An 18148-nucleotide genomic window follows, 5' to 3' on the forward strand; every position below is an offset into this window, starting at 1 on the left:
TTATGGCGGAGCGTTAAATATGAAGAGGTGTATCTCAAAGCTTATAGCAGTGTCACAGATGCGAAAAAGCAATTAAGTGCATATTTTGAGTTTTATAATTTGAAACGACCTCATTCGAGTCTAGACAAAATGACACCAAATGAGTTTTACTATGATCAGCTACCCCAACAAAACAAGGTGGCTTAACTAGAGCGGAATATCACTTATAAATACGCTTTTAGTTGTTCAAACAAGTGGGACCACCTCTCTGTAACCACTCTTGGACCAACTGAAGGTTACTGGTCTGTAGGTACAGGGGTACGTTATAACCCTGCAAAAAATTACTTTATTGGTGCAGGTGTTAAATACTTCTGGTTAGGTGATGCAGATGCGGTCACAGGTGCACATACTGAAGCTGGCCGTTTTAGCAATAACCATGCTGTAGGTTATGGTCTAAATATTGGCTATAACTTCTAATCAAGCTTAAGTTTTGTGTCAAAAAAAAAGCCTCTGTTCATCAGAGGCTTTTTTAATATATGCAGAATGAATTTGCCCTAATTAGCTTTAAACTTTATGCCAGCAGATAATAGCTCCCCAGCACGAAAGCCAATAGACTGACACATTCACAGATTTCAATGCTCGCGCCTACAGTATCCCCTGTAATGCCACCAATACGTTGCTTAAATTTACGACGCAAATAAAGCAAACTAAAAGCTGTGACTAAAACAGCAACAAGACCTAAAACTGAAAAATATAAGGATGACAGCACAAGCAAGACCATAATAGTAATGGCTAGCTTTTTAGGGATATATGAAGCCATTGAGCTACCCAAGCCTTTTTCGCGCACATAGTCTGTGCTTAAAAACAAAAACATCGGTGCCAAACGGCCTAAAACTGGAAATAGTAGCAAAGCACTATATAGTTGCTTTTGGATTAATACGTACAGCGCAGACCATTTTAATAGGCTAATGATGATGAGGCTAAGCACACCAATCGGCCCGCATGCAGGGTCTTTCATAATTTTCAGTGTGCGTTCAGCATCACCAAAGCCACCTACCCATGCATCGGCAGTATCGGCCAATCCGTCTAAATGTAAGCCACCTGTTAGCCAGATCCACAATACTAAAATAAGACTTGCCGATAATATGGCAGGAATAACCTGTAATAATAGGGCTACAGCACAGAGTATTGCCCCAATGATAAATCCAATTAGCGGATAAAATAATACCGACTGCCCATTTTGCTGTTTGCTTGGCATGGCTTTCAGCTGTACGGGAAATGTGGTCAGAAATTGGAGTGCAATCCAAAATGGCATCATAAGGGCTACTCCTCGATGTGCAGATACATCAAATCTGTAGCACGTGTACCACAAAAATGATTGAGCTGTGCTAATTCTGCAGTCATCTTCAATAAATCATTCATCGGTAGCTTGAGCGCTTTACATTTGAGTAGTTTAATGATGCCACCATGGCTAATCACCAAGGCCTTTTTGAGCTTGTTTTCTTGCATATAAGCCATCATCTGCACGATTGCTTGAGTCACACGTGCATCAAATTGTGCCAAAGTTTCTGCATTGGGCGGGCTAAATTCAGTCGGTTGCAACCAAAATTTTTCCAGCTGATCAGGCACAGTTTCATATAAAAACTGCGTGCTTTGCCCTTCCCAGTCGCCAAAATGCATTTCTTGCAATTGTGCTAAGCAATGCACATCTAAATTGAGTTGCCTTGCAACAGACTGTGCAAAACGCTGACAACGCTGTAGCGGTGAGCTGAAAACAACATCCCAACTTTGCCCCGTCTCAATCGCATTGCGTAGTGTTTGCTGCATCTGCTGCCAGCCATTTTCAGTCAACGCATCATCGGTTGAGCCACGTAAAGTGTGGCTCAACTCAGTTTCACCATGACGCATCACATCTAAATGCAGCACATCAGTTGCAATGTCAGACTGACTTGACATTAGACCTTATCACCGATGACAGCAGCTTCTGCAAATGTGGCCATGTTATTATGCAAACTGCACGCCAGCTTAATTAGGCCAAGTGCTGCACCTGCACCACTGCCTTCACCCAAACGTAAATTCAGTTTTAATAACGGTTCAGCTTGTAATTCCTCTAATAAACGGCGGTGGCCATATTCGGCAGATTGATGGCCAAATAGCATCCATTCACGCACTTGTGGATTTAAACGTACTGCAACCAATGCCGAAACTGTACTAATAAAGCCATCAACGACAATAGGCAGACCTAATTGTGCACAACGAATATATGCACCTGTCATCGCAGCAATTTCTAAGCCACCCACTGCAGCCAAAGCTTTAAATGCATCCTGTTGTACATATTCTTGATGTAATGCCAAAGCTTGATCGATCACGTGTTTTTTATGCGCCAATTGCTCTGCACGAATTCCTGTGCCTACACCTGTGAGTTTTTCTGCAGATTCATTTAATAAAAAACACGCCACAGCAGATGCAGAACACGTATTCCCAATACCCATCTCACCCGCGACATAAATAGACGCCTGCGTAGCAAAGGCTTTTTCGGCACTCAGATAGCCCAATTGCATGGCCTGTTCGCACTGCTCTTCTGTCATGGCAGCTTGATGTGCAAAATTTGCCGTGCCTTGCATAATGCAGTGGCGCTCTACTCCTGCATAGTCGTAAGCCTCACCCACAGAACCACAATCAATCACCTGTAAATTGGCATTGTATTCTTTAGCAATCACGCTAATGCAGGCGCCACCAGATGTGAAGTTTTGTAGCATTTGGCGAGTAACGGCTTGTGGATAGGCTGAAATATTTTCTTCCATCACGCCATGATCACCTGCAAATATACAAATCCATGGTCGTTCTATAGATGGTTGTGCTGTATCTTGAAGCGTTGCCAATAACACTGCCGTGCGTTCTAATTCAGATAAAGAACCTGTAGGTTTGGTTAATTGAAGCTGCCTTGCTTCTGCTTGTTGTTTTGCATTTTCACTAGGCACTTTACATGCACTTAACCACCAACTCATTCTTTATCTCCTTTTAAAATCATGGGAAAACCTGCCACACAAAATACAACTTTATCTGCAATTTGGCCCAATTGCTGGTGCAAACGCCCTGTTTCATCAACAAACTTACGGCTGATTTGCCCCATCGGCACAACACCAAGTCCGGTTTCATTACTCACCAAAATAATGTCCGATTTTAAGGTCGGTAGCACATCTAATAACTTTTGACATTCGACTACTTGGCATTGCGTTTGCTCATCTTGCATGAGCAAATTACTCATCCATAAAGTCAAACAATCGACCAAAATAACTTGTCCAGCTTGATCTAATGTTTGCAAACAGGCCGCCAACTGCAAAGGCTCTTCAACTACCCGCCAAGTTGAAGGTCGCTGTGCTTGATGATGTGCAATACGCTCAGCCATTTCATCATCCCATGCTTGCGCAGTCGCTATATAAGTCACACTTTTATTTGCTTGCTGTGCAGTACGTTCAGCTAGACGGCTTTTACCCGAGCGTGCACCACCCAATATCAATTGAATCATAGAGAACCTAAGTGAAAATAGTGTTGAGCCATTAACTCAGCTTGTAATTGCTGGGCATGATAGGTACCAAATGTTAAGGCATCCACCTCAAATTCAAAGCTTTGCTTTGGCACTTCTGCTACTCGCGCTAAAACTTCATTGCTATTTAACTGATGCCCATACAGACCTAAAGTAATATGTGGACAATAATCTAAAGGTGCGATTTCATTAGAGCAGAGATTCAGCGCCTGCCGGATTTGTGTTAGGACCTGATCTGGATCTTCAATTTCTACAAATAATGCGCTTTCAAAGCTGTTGATATGGCTAGTTTTGAGTCGAAATTTCTGTAATTTCAATTGTTGTAATTGGTGCTGATGTTCTTGTAATTGTTGTACGCTAAAATTATCACTCGCACTGTGCTGAGCGTTCCAAAACCCACAAATATATAGCGTAATATGAAATTGGCGCGTATTGGGTTGTAATAATATATCGGCAAATTGCTGACGTAATTGTGATAAATACGCCAAAAGCGCTGGGGCATGTATTTCAAGATACCATAATGAAAACTCTGTGCGCCCTAAATGCCATTCAGGATAATCTTGTTGTAGCGTCGCAATGACAGGCATATTCGGCTGGAGAAACACAGACAATTCACAATAAAAATTGGTGACTTACTTTAACCATGTTTAGGCATGAAAACCATGCTTAAACACACTCAATTGGATTAGCAATATTCATCTTAAGCTGAATATTTCTCAGCTCACACTCAATCGTTCATAAATCGTCTGCATTTTTACTCTATTTGCCTAAAGCCGTAAATTTAGATGATCAATCTAAAAATCATGTTGCGCTAATTGGTTCTGTAAAACGCTATCAATCGCATGAAAGCTTTGCTGTACCAGCTTTGGATCTGCCTCGATCAAAGCAAACTGCTTTTGTAAAAATAGCCGCACATCTTCTTGGGAATATTGCAGTTGTTGTACGGCATACATCGCACCCAATACAACACCTTGTTCTAAAGCACTTGTGGGCAAACCATACTCAAGATTCGTTTGCAATGAACCGAGTACACGCTCTTGCGCACTGAGCTTACGTAAAGGATCTCGTGCCACACGCGCACATGGGTCTTTAAATGCATTTTGGCAAGACCTTAAAAATGCCTGAGCCAGTTCTGCTAAATCATGATGATAATTTGGCATACTGCTATTTAGACCCGCTGTCACTTCTTTAAGCAGTGACTGGCAAAACAAACTGACTCGCTCATCTGCCATCGCAAGTCCAATGGTTTCATAGCCCAATACACTGCCATACCATGCAGTCATCGCATGCACACCATTCCATAAACGATTTTTAATGCGCTGAATGTCTTGTATGTCGTCCACTAAAATCATTTGACGCATTTTACGTAGCAAAGGACTGTTATTTTCGACATATAAAGGCATATTGAGTTCTGCATGAAATAGAATCAAATCCATATTTTGTAATGCATGGCTGGGTTGTAAATTACGGCGTAAGTGATCTATATAAGTCGTCGCTTGCTGTTCTTGCTCGAGCGTTAATTGCGTCGCATCATCCCAATGCTGTTGTGCGTCGTCCTCAGCGTCCACTTGCTGTTGCTGAAAAATGCCATGTTTAATTTTAAGCTGGCGATATAGGTTTTGATCACTTAGCTTAGACACCATACGATTCACCACCGTATCGCAGAAATAATGCTGGCACATAATCTTATTTGCAATCTCTGCATCGGTAATGTCTAGCAACGCCCGATGAACCAGTTGCATGAACAGCGCTTTCGCACCAATTTTATTTAAAATAATTAAAAACGTCAGCGGAAGCTCTTGTTGTTCAAATGCAACATGACGCGCCATAAGCCCCTGTGCAATGGTTTTGGCTTCTTGAGCTAAGGCAGATTCAGGCAAACATACTGCCACCATAGTCGATTCCGTATACATCTCTTGCATCTGCTCAAGATTGCCAGCATCAATCACTTGTATATTATCAATTCGCTCATCATAAGACATTTCACCATAACGAATACTATATGCACCAAAGGCATTTACCGCAGATTGATACAGTGGATTACGTGTGGTCGCATAAATACGCTTTGGCCGCGTATAGCCATCCCAATGTGAAAAAACTTGCGCAAGATAGCCCCCACCAATCGCCCCAAATCCATGGATGCCTACGCTTAATAAATTAATGGTTTGCGGGAAAGCCGTTTGTAATTCTGGCATCAACAAATGATCGACATATTGGTCTAAATCATCAAAAAACGCATACATATCATCATAATAAAAATCTGCATTACGCATCATTTCAGCATTCGGTGTCTTAATGTCTTTTAATAAGATGGTAATGCCGTTTGCATGACGCGCTGAACGAATACCATTGGCAGAGTCTTCAAACATTAGACTTGCATTTGCTTCGACATTTAACTGCTCAGCCGCCTTCAAAAATATTTCTGGATGTGGCTTACCTTGCTGTACTTCATCTCCACAAACCAACACATCAAAAAATTTATATACGCCTGCATTAATCAAATATTCTTCTGCAATTGCACGGCGACTAGATGTGGCTACCGCCATACGTAGGCCAGATTTACGTAAGCGTTCTAAAACTTGAACCAACCCTAATTTAATGGGTACACCGTTCGTACGAACATACTCCAATTCCAATTGATCAGCTCTTTGACGAATGTCTGCATAAGGAATTGATTCCCCATATTCTTGATGAGCCAATTCTTCTGCACTTTTGGCACTCAGCCCTAAACAAGCCATTAAATAAGCATCTGAAAATGCCTCGCCATGCAGTTCTTGAGATGCCTGTTTCAATGTTTGAAACCGAAGCCGCTCAGTATCAAACATTGTTCCATCCATATCAAAAATGGCAGCAAAAATATTTTTTCCATGAAATTTAAACATTTATTCCCCTAATTTATAAATTAATGCACCTACCTATGCTAGCTGAGCTCGCACCAAGAAAGGCTAAAATATAAATATGGAAACAAATTTGATTATTTTTTGATCCAAAATATTTAAAGCTTACTATTTTTTGTTGTTTTTTCTTTAGCGCTCTAATGTGCTTATGTAATCTCAACAAGCGATAAATGGAGAATAAGCACAAAATAACATCGGAGCCGTACAGTCAAAATAATTCTATCTTCTACAGTTTTTCCAGCTTAAGCACATAAAAAGAGATCAATATTCAGCAGTATAAATAACGAATCAACGCGAAAAAAATAGGCTAAAACAAATCTTCACTTAACATGAATCAGCCAATCAGACAAATCTCAATAGCTTGCTACTTGATCGTGATTGGCTTAAAACATAAATATTGATGTAACTATGCAGACTTAAGTTCCAGCATAAAAATTGATAAATTTAACTAGTCAATTTAACGGGCCAATTCAGCTTTTTTTCGGGACTGATTTGCTTGAATGCAAAAAATACCATGAGTGCAAACATCGTCAGCATTAAAAAATAATATGGGTAAGACGTGTGCCATTGGTATAAGCCAGTGCTTAGAATTGGCCCGATTACAAAACTTAAAGCTTGTGTAGCCGTACACCAACTAGCCACTTTAGCCTGCTGATGTTTAGGTGCAATTTGCGCAGCACCTGTAGTAAAAGCAGGGATTAAACACGCTACCGACACACCATAAAGCACATAAGCCAGTTGGAACACTCTCAAATGTTCTGTGCTGACAGATATCCAGAGAGCGATACTCATTGCAACCAAGCCCACCCAAAGTAAGGTATATACAGACCATTTAAGTTTCTTAGAAATCAGCACTTGCATAACGACCAGCGAAATTCCAACCAGTAAAGAACACTGTGAAAAATATGTCGCACCTTGTAAAACACTGGTTTTAAAATGATCTTGAATATAAAAGCCAGCAGTTAAATTAACCGTAACGATAGCCAAGTACAAACTAAACCCGAGTACCAGCCATGCCATTGAGCGCTTTAAACTAAAGTTTTGCCCATCTTGCTGTATTTCATCTGTATCTGTGCTCTTTTTATGTTGAGCATGCTCTTGTTGAGCCAAAGTACTAGATTCAAGGCTGATTGAGTTTTCTGAACTGGCATCCTTTGGCTTTTGCTGATCAAACAACACAACAATCACCACACTAATAATGCTCAAAATCGCAATAGCAGCCCAAAGTGGTGTCATTATGCCCCATGCCAATAGTAATGTGGTTAAAAATGGCCCAAATACCACACCTACGCTATTGAGCGCACCAAATTTTGACATGGTTTTTGAACGTAGCTGTTCTTCTTCATAACTGGTCATAACATGGGTTTGTAGCGCAATTTGTGGCATTGCCATAAATACCCCTGTACTGGCGCGCGCCAACATGAGTAAGGTAAATAGCAACATTACGGATATTTGCGCCGTAAGCCCATACATGAGCACACCACTAAACAGTCCCCACGTGACTGCCATGCCAATAAAACCAATGCTCAGCAATTGATAAATTGAAAACTTGGTTTGATTTTTACTGATATAAATTGCAGCACACGCCATGAGGAGCGCACCTATCGACACCATGGCACCCGCTTGAAGCTCCGACAGCTGTAACTTACGAACCAGTGGTGCAAGTAAGGGTAAAATCATGGAAAAACTTGCGCCATTGGCAAGGCTTGCGGCAATAAAAATCTTATTATTTTGCTTCATTGTTTTATAACTCATACGGCTGACATGTTTATAAAGCAAAAAAGGTAGCTTGCGCTACCTTTTTACGATGCACTGCATAAAGCGGAAAGATTGTGTGAGTTTTAATATTTCAAACTATAACTCAAACCATAGGTTCGCCCTTGTGCAGGCAAGCTCGAAATTGGGCCATATACCGTAGATACAGACTGACTATATACAGATTTATAGTCATTGTTCCATACGTTATATACACCTAAGCCTAAGTTACCTGGCCCAGCTTTGGTATTAAAAATCACATCCATCGTGCTAAAACCTTTAATTTCTGCTGGTGCACGTGAACCATATTTTTCAGCATCTTTTTTCGCTTTATCTGTACCCCCTACTGCAAGTGCTTGCACACGTAAGCTCATGTCATGATCAAATTGCCATTCAGAAAAAACTGTCCCTTTTAAAGGAGCTACACGGATAGCGTCCAGTTCTTGCCAAGCACCTGTGGTATTTTTAAACTGGCCACGTGTATAAGCCAGAGTTCCCCCTACTGTCCAATCAGGCTGTAACTGATAACTCATATTGCCTTCTAGGCCATAAACGCGCTCATCCGTATCAACGACATCAATGGTAAAATTTGGCTGTCCAAATTTAATCGATTTATTAGAGTCATTATAAAAAGCCGACAGCCCTGCATTTAACCCTGTTGCAGACTGTTTACGCCATCCCACTTCATAACTATTGACTTTAATTGGCTGAATACTTTTGTTGCTTACCTCAAAACCAGCAGGCACATCACGGAGCATACGCTGTACATCGGGTAAATTAGCCCCTTGTGAAAAATTAGCAAACAGCTGTTGCTCGTCTGTTAAATGATAGACCGCACCCAAATTAAATAAGGTTGCATCGTGGTCAATTTTACCGCCATTGAGGGTTTTGGCCTGATAGCCTGGCACATCATTGGCGACCACTTGTTCAGAATACGGCGTAGAAGCTGCAACTTTACTTTCTACATATTCTTGACGCACGCCTGCTTGCACACCAATTCGGTCTGTTACATCCATTTGAGCTTGTACGAAAGCACCAATTTTACTGGTTTCAACATCTGGCCCAAAACCATATTTGCCCTGTGCTTTAAAGTTTAGGCCATTACTTTGCTGGAAAGTATTGAGGTCATAACGGCGAAAAGTTGCACTGTCTTTTTCATTTTCATAGTCCACACCATAAGTAAGGCCTAATGTTTTATTTGCGACATCAAAGTCTTTTTGTAAGGCAACACGTGCCCCCAATACCTCCATTTCACTTTCCGACTGACTCACCAAATAGGTTTTGAGTGAAGGATGATCAAAACCATTTACAGACGGATAAAAGCGTGCAACTTCATTACGATAATAAGCTTCTAGATTTAAATGGTGACCCAAAAAGTCTTGATTTTCGTATTGCGTATTAAAACCATAACGCTCTGTTAGAGGTTGTTCATCCAGCTGTAAGCCTTTGACTGCATGTAATGACGGTGTCTTTCTTTCCATTAAAACAGCTAAATTTGGTCCATAATCTGGCCCATATTCACTGTCTTGTTCATCATGAAAATAATTTGCACCAAAACTTAAATTTTGCCCATCAGCAATTTTCCAAGACACGCGACCATTTAAATCTAGCGTATCTGTGTCTTGGCGATCGGTCTGTGCAACTTCAGGGCCAATTCGCTTACCATGACTGTCTTGAAATTCACCACGCTTGGCATAGCTTGCACCTAAAGTCCCTTTCACATCGCCCTGATTAAAATTCATCACTTGTGAAACTTCATAAGCCATGGCATCAGACTTAATATTATTGCCTGAAGTCACTCCTAATTTGGTTTCAAAACTTAAGGGTTCATCACCACCACGGCGCGTAATAATATTAATAATACCGCCAGTTGCACCCGAACCATAAATACTACTGGCTCCTGAAACCACTTCAATACGCTCAATCATGGCAGGGCTAATGCTGTTTAACTGACGTGATAAATCTCGATAACCCGTTTGTGGTACGCCATCAATCATATATTGCACGACACGGCCACGCATGGTCATCCCATAGTTAGATGTTGTACCTGAACCTGCTGTTAAAGATGGAATTAATACGCCCAATATGTCTGAGGTGCTTTTACCCGCATTCGATTGTTTTTCAATTTCTTGACGTGGAATGCTATAAACCGTTCCTGCAATATCAGCAATATTTTTGGCTGAACGTGTTGCAGTTACCACGATGGTTTCCATTTTAGTGGTTGAGGGCTCAGTTGAGGTATTTTCCGTACTGTTGATGTCGGCAGCATATAGCTGTGTACATACAGCAAGGCTCAAGCAGGTCAATTGCATTGGAACAAAAAAGCGTTTCATGGGTTTTCCTCACTGTGTGACACAGTATTTTTTTGACGAAGTTTGTGTTTTTTTATTTGTGAAATTATGAGTTGGCTCAGTAGCACGCTAAGCACAGATCCAAGAGCCAATATCAAGTAGAAATGACCGTAGCCAAGTGCTTTGGCCAAAAAGCCTGAAAAAGCTCCGCCAATGAAATACACCAGCAATTCGAAGCACACTAAAATGGTGAAATCTGTGCCTGCTTGGGCTTTAGATGCGCTTTGCATGAAGTAGGCATACAGCGCTGTCATGGCGATATAACGAATGGCCAGCATCAGCACAACGCAAAGCGCCAAGAATAAATGCCACTGCTGGAACCAACCTAAAACAATGGCAAAGCCCATAACGGCATAAAGCGCCGTACGACACCATGCAGCCCAAATGAGTAATTGGGTTGAGGGGATTTTTTTTAGTAGGAAGGCAGCACTGACAGCCGCCAACAAGCCCACACCCGCCCCAATCACAGACATCAATACGCCAATTTGTAAGAGTGACCATTGTTGGTCGATGAGCATCGGATTAAACATGGCCATTGCTGGTGCTTCTACCACGCGATAACACAAGATTAAGGCCAAAGCCCACAATATTTCTGGGCGTTTAAAAGCACGTTTTAAACTAGGACGGGTGTCAACGAATGCTTCTGCAGTTGTCGATATTGTAGATTTTTCTTGTATAAAAAATATCGCTAGCATGGTCAGTGCCGTCAACACAGCCAAACTGGTCAATGCATATTGCCAGCCATAGTATTGATACAGCCAAAGCGTAGCAGCCCCACCAATCATGCTCCCCAATGCAACACCAATACTTTGTGCCATACTGCCAAAACGGTAATCGGCATCTTTAAAGCTTTCTACGGTATAACCATCAATGGCAATGTCTTGCGTAGCAGCAAAGCTGGAGATCCATAGCCCAACGATGACAAATACCCCTAAACCATAGGAAAATTGCGTCATGGCCAAGGCCAATACACCCAAAACTAAGGCAATTTGGGTCACAAACAACCATGTTTTTCGTTTGCCTAATTTTTGAATATAAAAGCGATCTATATATGGCGCCCAAAAAAACTTAAAGGCCCACGGCAGATACAGCAAAGACAGCATGCCAATCCAACGTAAATCGACACCTTGGTGCCTCAAGATTGCAGGCAACGCCACATTATAAAAATACAGGGGTAGCGCATGAGCCAAATACAACACAATCACAATACCCAAGCTCAATGCTGTAAGCCCCTGACCTGTTGCTTGTTGTTTTGCATTTAACATAGCCACCTCTGAACAGCCCATTGCAACGCATCTGTACGGTCTAAAGTGACGTAATACGGTACACGCCATGCTGCATGTAAAGACGGTGCATTTAAACGTTGCTGATCTGCTGGATCTTGTGCAATGCGTACCAATCCCAAACAGTATTGGAAAAAATCTTGCTTATAGCGCTTGTACCATGTGGCTTGTAGCTGTCTATATTGCTCTGGAAACTCAGTCACAGGCTCAGTTTGCATGACCAAAACAAAATGTTGTTGCTTTAGAAAAAAGCGCTCTACCTGACTCAGCCATAGCTCAAACTCTTCGGTAGAAACATGCGCTGAAAAGCGCATGTCCATAATTTGGATATGTGTGGAGGCATAGCTCATAACATGGCCTCAGTCTGCGCTACAGGCTGTATCTTCTTTTGAGCTTGCTGAGATGCAGTCAAATAACCGCCAAATTTTTGATAGAACTTATCTTTGAAGCAGTAATACAGCATGGCGGTTTTTTCAGGCATTGGAATTAATCGCTGTGCCTCATAACAAAGCTCTTCTACTACAACTGCATAAGGTTTCACCGTATGGTCTGGCTCACCCACAATTTTTGTGGATGGTGCATGTTCAAAGATATAAAAACCCAACATTCGCATCACGGGTCTTAAATATCCCTGACCAAATGCAGACTTTTCACCAAATAACAAATGCCAGCCTAAATCTGTGTCATCCCCGTCGTAATAGCGCCCTAAGCGGTCGCGCTTACCTTCATAAATTTCGGTATAGCCCACATCCTGCCCATTCACACCAACAATCAATATTCGGTGATGATCATCCGCCAAGGCTTTTTCATAATAGACCTGTAGCTCAAGTTCAGATTTGTTCAGTTGCCACTGTGGAATGACATGCGGCTCATGCATCCATTTATGTACCAAAGCCATATCTTCTGGATATCGCATTTGTCGTAAATAGAATTGCGTCTCATTCTCATGGTATTCATAAAAATCAGGCAGTTGACGCGATAAAGTAGTCATTATTTTCGTCCTAAAAAATGTCTTAAATGTTATGAAATAGCTGGCTGTTGCTTTGCAGACACAGATGGTTGAGCTTTATTCGATGTAATCTGTGTTGCCCACTGCGCTAATGTTTGTGGGCTTACAGGATTTGCAATTGGGTCTAGAAAAACTGGAACTGGGCGTTTTGCCTCATCGTTATAACTGGTGGTAAATAAACGCACGCGATTGAGGCAAATTTTGTCGTATTCAGGTCTAAACATTGCAAATTTTTCAATACGTTCAACCCATTCAGGGTGCGCCTGATGAAATGCAGCAATCACATCAGATATGGTTTGCCAAAACTCAAGTTCGCTGTGCGAAGGAAAATCTTGCAAAAATACATTACAGATATAACGGTAATGCACCATAAACAGCCCTGTGAAGATAAAATGACTGAGTTCTAAGGCACTATGGCGCAGTAATATTTGTGCTTCAGCAGGTAAATTGGCCAGCTCGGCAAAATCTTCATCCACCAGATTCACATCATCAATAAAGTCTTTGAGTACCATTTTTTCAGGTACACCCTGACGGTGAATCAGCATGGTATTTTCACCATGTGGTGAAAAAGCCAAACCATATTTATAAAGACAAATTAGCAATGGATGAACACTGACTTCAGCAAAGCGCTTTAACCATTGCAATGGACTTAAACCTGAAGCGTCAATTAACACTTTTAAAATAGATTCACCATTGGCATCACGATGCAAAAGCGCAGCTTGAGACAGCGCAGACTGACCTACGCCAATGCACGGGTCTACACTTTCGCGCCACAAACAACCAAATAACTCTTTAAATTGATATGGCGCGCCTTCAATTTGGTCATAGCAAGGCTGCTGTATGGTCAATGTGGCAATTTCGCCCAAGAACTCTACACCAGAAGCTTTTAAATCAGGATCTTGTTGCTGAATTTGCTTTAACCATGCCGTGAGTGCTGGCGCAGCTAAATTACGTTTCGATGGTAAGCCACGATAAACCGCCGTATTTAAAATACTGACAGGGAGTTTGACGTAGTGACGTTGAGGCTGACTGATATTGCATAAAGTTCGAATGGATTGCATCGGAACATATTGGTCTTGCCCAATATCCAACTCAATTATGCGCTGTGACACGATTTCATGAGCATAAGTCGCCACCAACCATTGGTGCCATTGCCATGCATGTACTGGAATGGGGAAATAATCTGCTGTCGATAAACCACGCTGAAATAAGATCTCTTCAAAATGATTTCGTTCAGATGCACTCAACTCATATTCATATAAACGACTGGCTTGCCATTCTGCTGTTGCACGAAACTGTGCTAAATCACGGTGAACCGCCAACCACAGCACTTTAACTTGTGGTGAAAGCTCGGGGGCACTGGTCACATAGTCATCATAACCAAAGCCCATACGCCCCTTACTCATAATTAACCAAGGGTGACCGCGCAGCATACCTTCAATTTTATAGTGAGGCTCTGTGAGTACCGCTGTACTTGGCAGACGGTGCTCAAGCATCACATGCGCTTCTGCCAACCACGTATTGTTCATCTCTTTCATTAAATAGGCTTGAGTAAACGGCTTTACATTCGCTTGAATGGCAAAAGCCTGTATAAATGCATGTAAATTCCATGCTGGCTCAGTATTTAAATCAGGATCATCTGGTTGATTGATTGAAAACTCGCGAACTGAACCTGTTTCAATCTGCCAATGCCCAAGCAAATATTGCTCACCTTTAAACTGATAAACCTGTCCGTTTAACACCAAATGGTAGGTCCTTGGTGCTATTTTCGTGACGCTCATCATTTCTTCATATAAAAATTCAGCAATCGCCATTTCTATTAATTGCTGGCCTGCACGGCGCCACTCTTTTTGACCAATCTGTAACTTTGCAAATTTCATGATATATACTCAAATACATTATTTTTCTGTGTTTTTAGCCCTTTTAATTCAAAGCTTTGTGTCTGATCGTTCAACTTTTGAATGCAAAATTGCTCCTGCATCTGCACCGTTTGATGCGCTGTAGACACCAGACTTAACTCTGGGTTTTTTTCAGGCCGAAAGTGCTGAAAACACTGAGCTTGGTCGCTCATTTCATACAGCTCATATCCTACTAATTGATTGGCAATATGGGCCGCGCGACATGCACCTAAACCTAAGTCGGGTGTACCCACACCATGTGTATGCAACTCTTGGTTTTGTACGTAAATTTCGCCTAGAGCATCATGTGACAACCGGTAGTCACGATGCACTTTCCAACGCCCTTGTTCATCGGTATGAATTAAGGGTTTTAGGTATCTTAAAAATTCAAATTCTGGACTGACATAACCTGTTGCTGCTACAACACAATCAGCCTGTAAAACAAACTGTTGCTCTGTGACGGTATGTTGGAAATGCAATTGAATTTTGCCCTGCACATACTCTGCATACTTTAAATGTGATTGCGCATGTAAGTACGTCATTTGCTCTCGTGTACCAATACTGCGGTGATACAGTTTTTGGTAAATTTCACGAATCGTTTGTGCACTAATGCCCTTATACAACAATGCTTGTTGTTTCAATTGATCCGCTTTTTGCGCTGCACTGAGTTGATAAAAATGCTCGGTATAATCTGGACTAAAGTGCTCCAAACCAAGCGGTGCATATTCCATTGGGAAAAAACCATTAGACCGTGTAAGCCAGTGCAACTTATAAGGCAATGCTTGACGAGTAGATCCTGGCTGACGCTCTTGCGCATGCTGCTGATCAAACAAGTCCATAAAAACTTCGGCAGCAGATTGGCCTGAACCCAACACCACCACATTACCACTACGCTGCTGACCACTCTGGATGAGGTAAGAAGCTGAGTGTAAACATTGTTCAGGATACTGTTGTTGCAAGCTCTGTAAGCACAAAGGTAAATGAGGTACATTCCCTGAACCAATCACCAAATGACGGCATAGAAAATGTTGTAATACACCATCTTGCTCGACCACAACTTCAAAACCATGCTCTTTGGCATAAATAGCTTTGACAATCGATTGATATTGAATATTGCTGAGCTGATCTGCGACCCATTGGCAATAATGGTTATATTCACGTCGTGGAATTTGCGAACGTTCAAGAAAATAAAACTTATATAAACGTTGTTGTGCTTTTAAATAATTTAAAAAACTATAAGGACTGGTCGGATCAACCATCGACACCAAATCGGCCATAAATGGCACTTGCAAAACGGTATCTGGTAACTGCATCCCCGCATGCCAATCAAACTGCGCTTTTTGTTCAAAAAAGCGATATTTCAAATTGGTTTTATCTTGTAATAAGCTGGCCAAACTTAAATTAAAGGGCCCTAATCCAATTCCTATAAAATCAAGCATAGCGCGCATCCTTTTGTTTAAGTTGCAAAGGATTGTTCAATTGAACATACACCGACTGTTGTTCTACAGGTGCAATGAGCTCATCAAGCTCATGTAAACGCGTTAAAAGATTCGCTTTATACGGTAGAGTCTCTTGGTAGAGCAAAGCATGTAATAGGCTACTTTCAGGATATTGCGCAAATAAAACCAATAATCGCTGCTGTAATTCACCTAATAGCTGTTGTTCCTTAATCCACCCCGTTGCACCAATGGCATTAATCAAACCAAATAATGTATTACCAAAGAAATAATAACTAAAACGTTCATCTACAAATTCTTGCGAGCCTACAGCGTGGGCCTTATCGGCTAAATCTGGAAATAGCGATAGTACTTCCGTTGCCCGCTCTTGAATGTAATAAAAACCTTGATTGTCGCGAAGCCACAAATATTTAGGTAAGCCATGTTCCAGTTCAAGTAACACATTTTGCTGATGCGACTCAAATGCCATGCCATATTGGTGATACACATGCATCAACGGCTTTAAAGAAATATCAAGAAACTTTTGGAACCAATACAGCGCAATTTGGCCTCGATCTTGTGCTGGATTTTGCTGATGCAAATAGGCAAATAACGTGTCAAAACGATTTTGTGCTTGGCTTGGATGATCCTGACATAAGGATGCAATACAGCTTACTTGTTGCGTCTTATCAAAGGGCTGATCTCTAAAAATGCAGATCGTTTCATTGATGATTTCATCTTGCTGTTTTAGTGCAATCCAAGCTGGATCATTCAATGCTTTTAAAGTTGGGCATTGCGCTAATATTTTCTGCCCTAAAGTACTGTGCCATAGTTGATGTGTCATTTCGCCCCGGTAGCATTCTTTGGCTAAATTCACGCGGATCGAGTTGGTAATCATGACAGATAACGATGGCTTCAACATCCAAGGCGCATCAAAACTTGCCAAAGTTCGTACTGAAGTTGTCGGTGAAAATGCCCAAGCACGCTCACCTAAATCGATGATTTGATCTTGCGCCTTTAATTGCTTAAACCACGGCTTACACTGCAAATAGCGTGCTTGCCAAGGATGTAAGGGCAATAATTTATAATGTGGATATTTTTCTAAGCACGCATCATCTGTATCACGTAAATGTTTAGATAAGTGCTGTTTCAATTCACGCGAAATAGGCGTATTGAGGGAATTTCCTTCTGCAATATAGTCTGGTGCGACCAACCAATAATGCATTGGGGTCTGTGACTTGGCTTCTGGTGAAAAGTTCGTCCAGTCTTCATGCACAAAACCTACTCTGCTCTTGGGTGCAGGATGCATGCTATGGCCTAAAATTAAGGCTTGCTCAGTTTCTATAAAACTTTGTTCGAGCTGAATAAAATCGTCAAATTCATGCTGGCGAAGGCTTAAAAACTGTGTGAGCGCATCCCGACTTTCAATCCAACGCTCCAACAATGATGCAGGATCTAAACGTGTTGTTTGATATGTACGAGCTTCTTCTTGCTCATCACTCGCAGGTGATGTCATTACGAGCTCTTCTAACAGTAAGGCCACCATAGCCACACAGCTCATATTTTTAAACTGGCCTTTACTTCTTACTTTGGGCAACGTTGCTATACGATGACGTCCTACTGTACTCACGTAGGAAAGCGGCACCAACAGCTGAGACTGTATTGCATCCAAAGGCAATACTAATAACGTCAAGCCTTGGCTAAACGTTAGTTGAGATGAATTTTGTTGATACTTCTCGAGTAAAGTCGATTTACCCGTTTCTTGTGAGTATGCATTGACAAGATGCTGCATCGCCAAGCGACTAGCAAGCGCTTTCATCTGACCATATCCTCTGATTTAAAACTCAATTTGAGCCTTTCATATATTTATGTTTCTTTTATGCACAAATTTTGTGACTACGCTGGCCAACGCTGAAAACATACTAATGATAATCATTATTATTGACATTTGCACTTTTGTGAACTTTTGCTAACAAATACGATTTTTGGGTGT

At 41.5% G+C, this 18148-nt stretch carries 15 protein-coding genes and 1 pseudogene; 2 read left to right on the top strand and 14 right to left on the bottom strand.

Translation table 11 applies throughout. From position 1 onward, the window contains the following. Both HYG93_RS14205 and HYG93_RS19495 read left to right on the top strand, forming a co-directional pair. Positions 1-186: integrase core domain-containing protein (locus HYG93_RS14205; RefSeq protein ID WP_139791357.1), on the top strand; the 186-nt coding region annotated here is incomplete at its 5' end. A 63-nt stretch (positions 187-249) separates the two neighbouring features. Next, a pseudogene (locus HYG93_RS19495) lies at positions 250-456 on the top strand (transporter); the annotation flags it as partial. A gap of 94 nt (positions 457-550) precedes the next feature. Here HYG93_RS19495 and HYG93_RS14210 read toward each other — a convergent pair. From HYG93_RS14210 to HYG93_RS14275, 14 genes are all read right to left on the bottom strand, one after another. Beyond that, positions 551-1297, bottom strand: coding sequence for an adenosylcobinamide-GDP ribazoletransferase (locus HYG93_RS14210; protein WP_120366002.1), 747 nt, complete (start codon positions 1295-1297; stop codon positions 551-553). A 5-nt stretch (positions 1298-1302) separates the two neighbouring features. Then, on the bottom strand, positions 1303-1935 hold the full coding sequence (locus HYG93_RS14215; protein WP_218646832.1) for a histidine phosphatase family protein: 633 nt from the start codon (positions 1933-1935) through the stop codon (positions 1303-1305). Further along, positions 1935-2987 (bottom strand): nicotinate-nucleotide--dimethylbenzimidazole phosphoribosyltransferase, encoded by a 1053-nt coding sequence (gene cobT / locus HYG93_RS14220; RefSeq protein ID WP_117006732.1) that lies wholly within the window; start codon positions 2985-2987, stop codon positions 1935-1937. Before cobT ends, HYG93_RS14215 begins: the two co-directional genes overlap by 1 nt. Continuing rightward, positions 2984-3508, bottom strand: coding sequence for a bifunctional adenosylcobinamide kinase/adenosylcobinamide-phosphate guanylyltransferase (gene cobU, locus HYG93_RS14225; protein WP_106984979.1), 525 nt, complete (start codon positions 3506-3508; stop codon positions 2984-2986). Before cobU ends, cobT begins: the two co-directional genes overlap by 4 nt. Continuing rightward, positions 3505-4131, bottom strand: coding sequence for a 2'-5' RNA ligase family protein (locus tag HYG93_RS14230; protein ID WP_227865774.1), 627 nt, complete (start codon positions 4129-4131; stop codon positions 3505-3507). Before HYG93_RS14230 ends, cobU begins: the two co-directional genes overlap by 4 nt. Before the next feature lie 189 nt (positions 4132-4320). Continuing rightward, on the bottom strand, positions 4321-6408 hold the full coding sequence (mtlD, locus tag HYG93_RS14235; protein ID WP_106984977.1) for a bifunctional mannitol-1-phosphate dehydrogenase/phosphatase: 2088 nt from the start codon (positions 6406-6408) through the stop codon (positions 4321-4323). A 459-nt stretch (positions 6409-6867) separates the two neighbouring features. After that, positions 6868-8163 (bottom strand): MFS transporter, encoded by a 1296-nt coding sequence (locus tag HYG93_RS14240; protein WP_120366016.1) that lies wholly within the window; start codon positions 8161-8163, stop codon positions 6868-6870. 101 nt (positions 8164-8264) lie between these two features. After that, positions 8265-10511, bottom strand: a complete 2247-nt coding sequence (locus tag HYG93_RS14245) for a TonB-dependent receptor (protein WP_120366003.1) — start codon at positions 10509-10511, stop codon at positions 8265-8267. Then, positions 10508-11815 carry an MFS transporter gene (locus HYG93_RS14250; protein WP_372659060.1) on the bottom strand — a complete coding sequence of 436 codons (1308 nt, stop codon included), beginning with the start codon at positions 11813-11815 and terminating at the stop codon, positions 10508-10510. Before HYG93_RS14250 ends, HYG93_RS14245 begins: the two co-directional genes overlap by 4 nt. Further along, entirely contained in the window at positions 11788-12162 is a 375-nt protein-coding gene (locus HYG93_RS14255; protein WP_106984973.1) for a hypothetical protein, read from the bottom strand. The genes HYG93_RS14250 and HYG93_RS14255 overlap by 28 nt, the downstream gene beginning before the upstream one ends. After that, positions 12159-12803 (bottom strand): GNAT family N-acetyltransferase, encoded by a 645-nt coding sequence (locus HYG93_RS14260; RefSeq protein ID WP_117006728.1) that lies wholly within the window; start codon positions 12801-12803, stop codon positions 12159-12161. The genes HYG93_RS14255 and HYG93_RS14260 overlap by 4 nt, the downstream gene beginning before the upstream one ends. 29 nt (positions 12804-12832) lie before the next feature. Then, positions 12833-14701, bottom strand: coding sequence for an IucA/IucC family siderophore biosynthesis protein (locus HYG93_RS14265; protein WP_120366005.1), 1869 nt, complete (start codon positions 14699-14701; stop codon positions 12833-12835). Next, positions 14698-16158: a lysine N(6)-hydroxylase/L-ornithine N(5)-oxygenase family protein gene (locus tag HYG93_RS14270; RefSeq protein WP_120366006.1), complete on the bottom strand. Its 1461-nt coding sequence runs from the start codon at positions 16156-16158 to the stop codon at positions 14698-14700. Before HYG93_RS14270 ends, HYG93_RS14265 begins: the two co-directional genes overlap by 4 nt. Next, positions 16151-17974, bottom strand: coding sequence for an IucA/IucC family siderophore biosynthesis protein (locus HYG93_RS14275; protein WP_120366007.1), 1824 nt, complete (start codon positions 17972-17974; stop codon positions 16151-16153). The genes HYG93_RS14270 and HYG93_RS14275 overlap by 8 nt, the downstream gene beginning before the upstream one ends. Between the last annotated feature and the right edge of the window lie 174 nt (positions 17975-18148).

The organism is Acinetobacter sp. SwsAc6, assembly GCF_013391565.1.
Classification (GTDB): Bacteria; Pseudomonadota; Gammaproteobacteria; order Pseudomonadales; family Moraxellaceae; genus Acinetobacter; species Acinetobacter cumulans.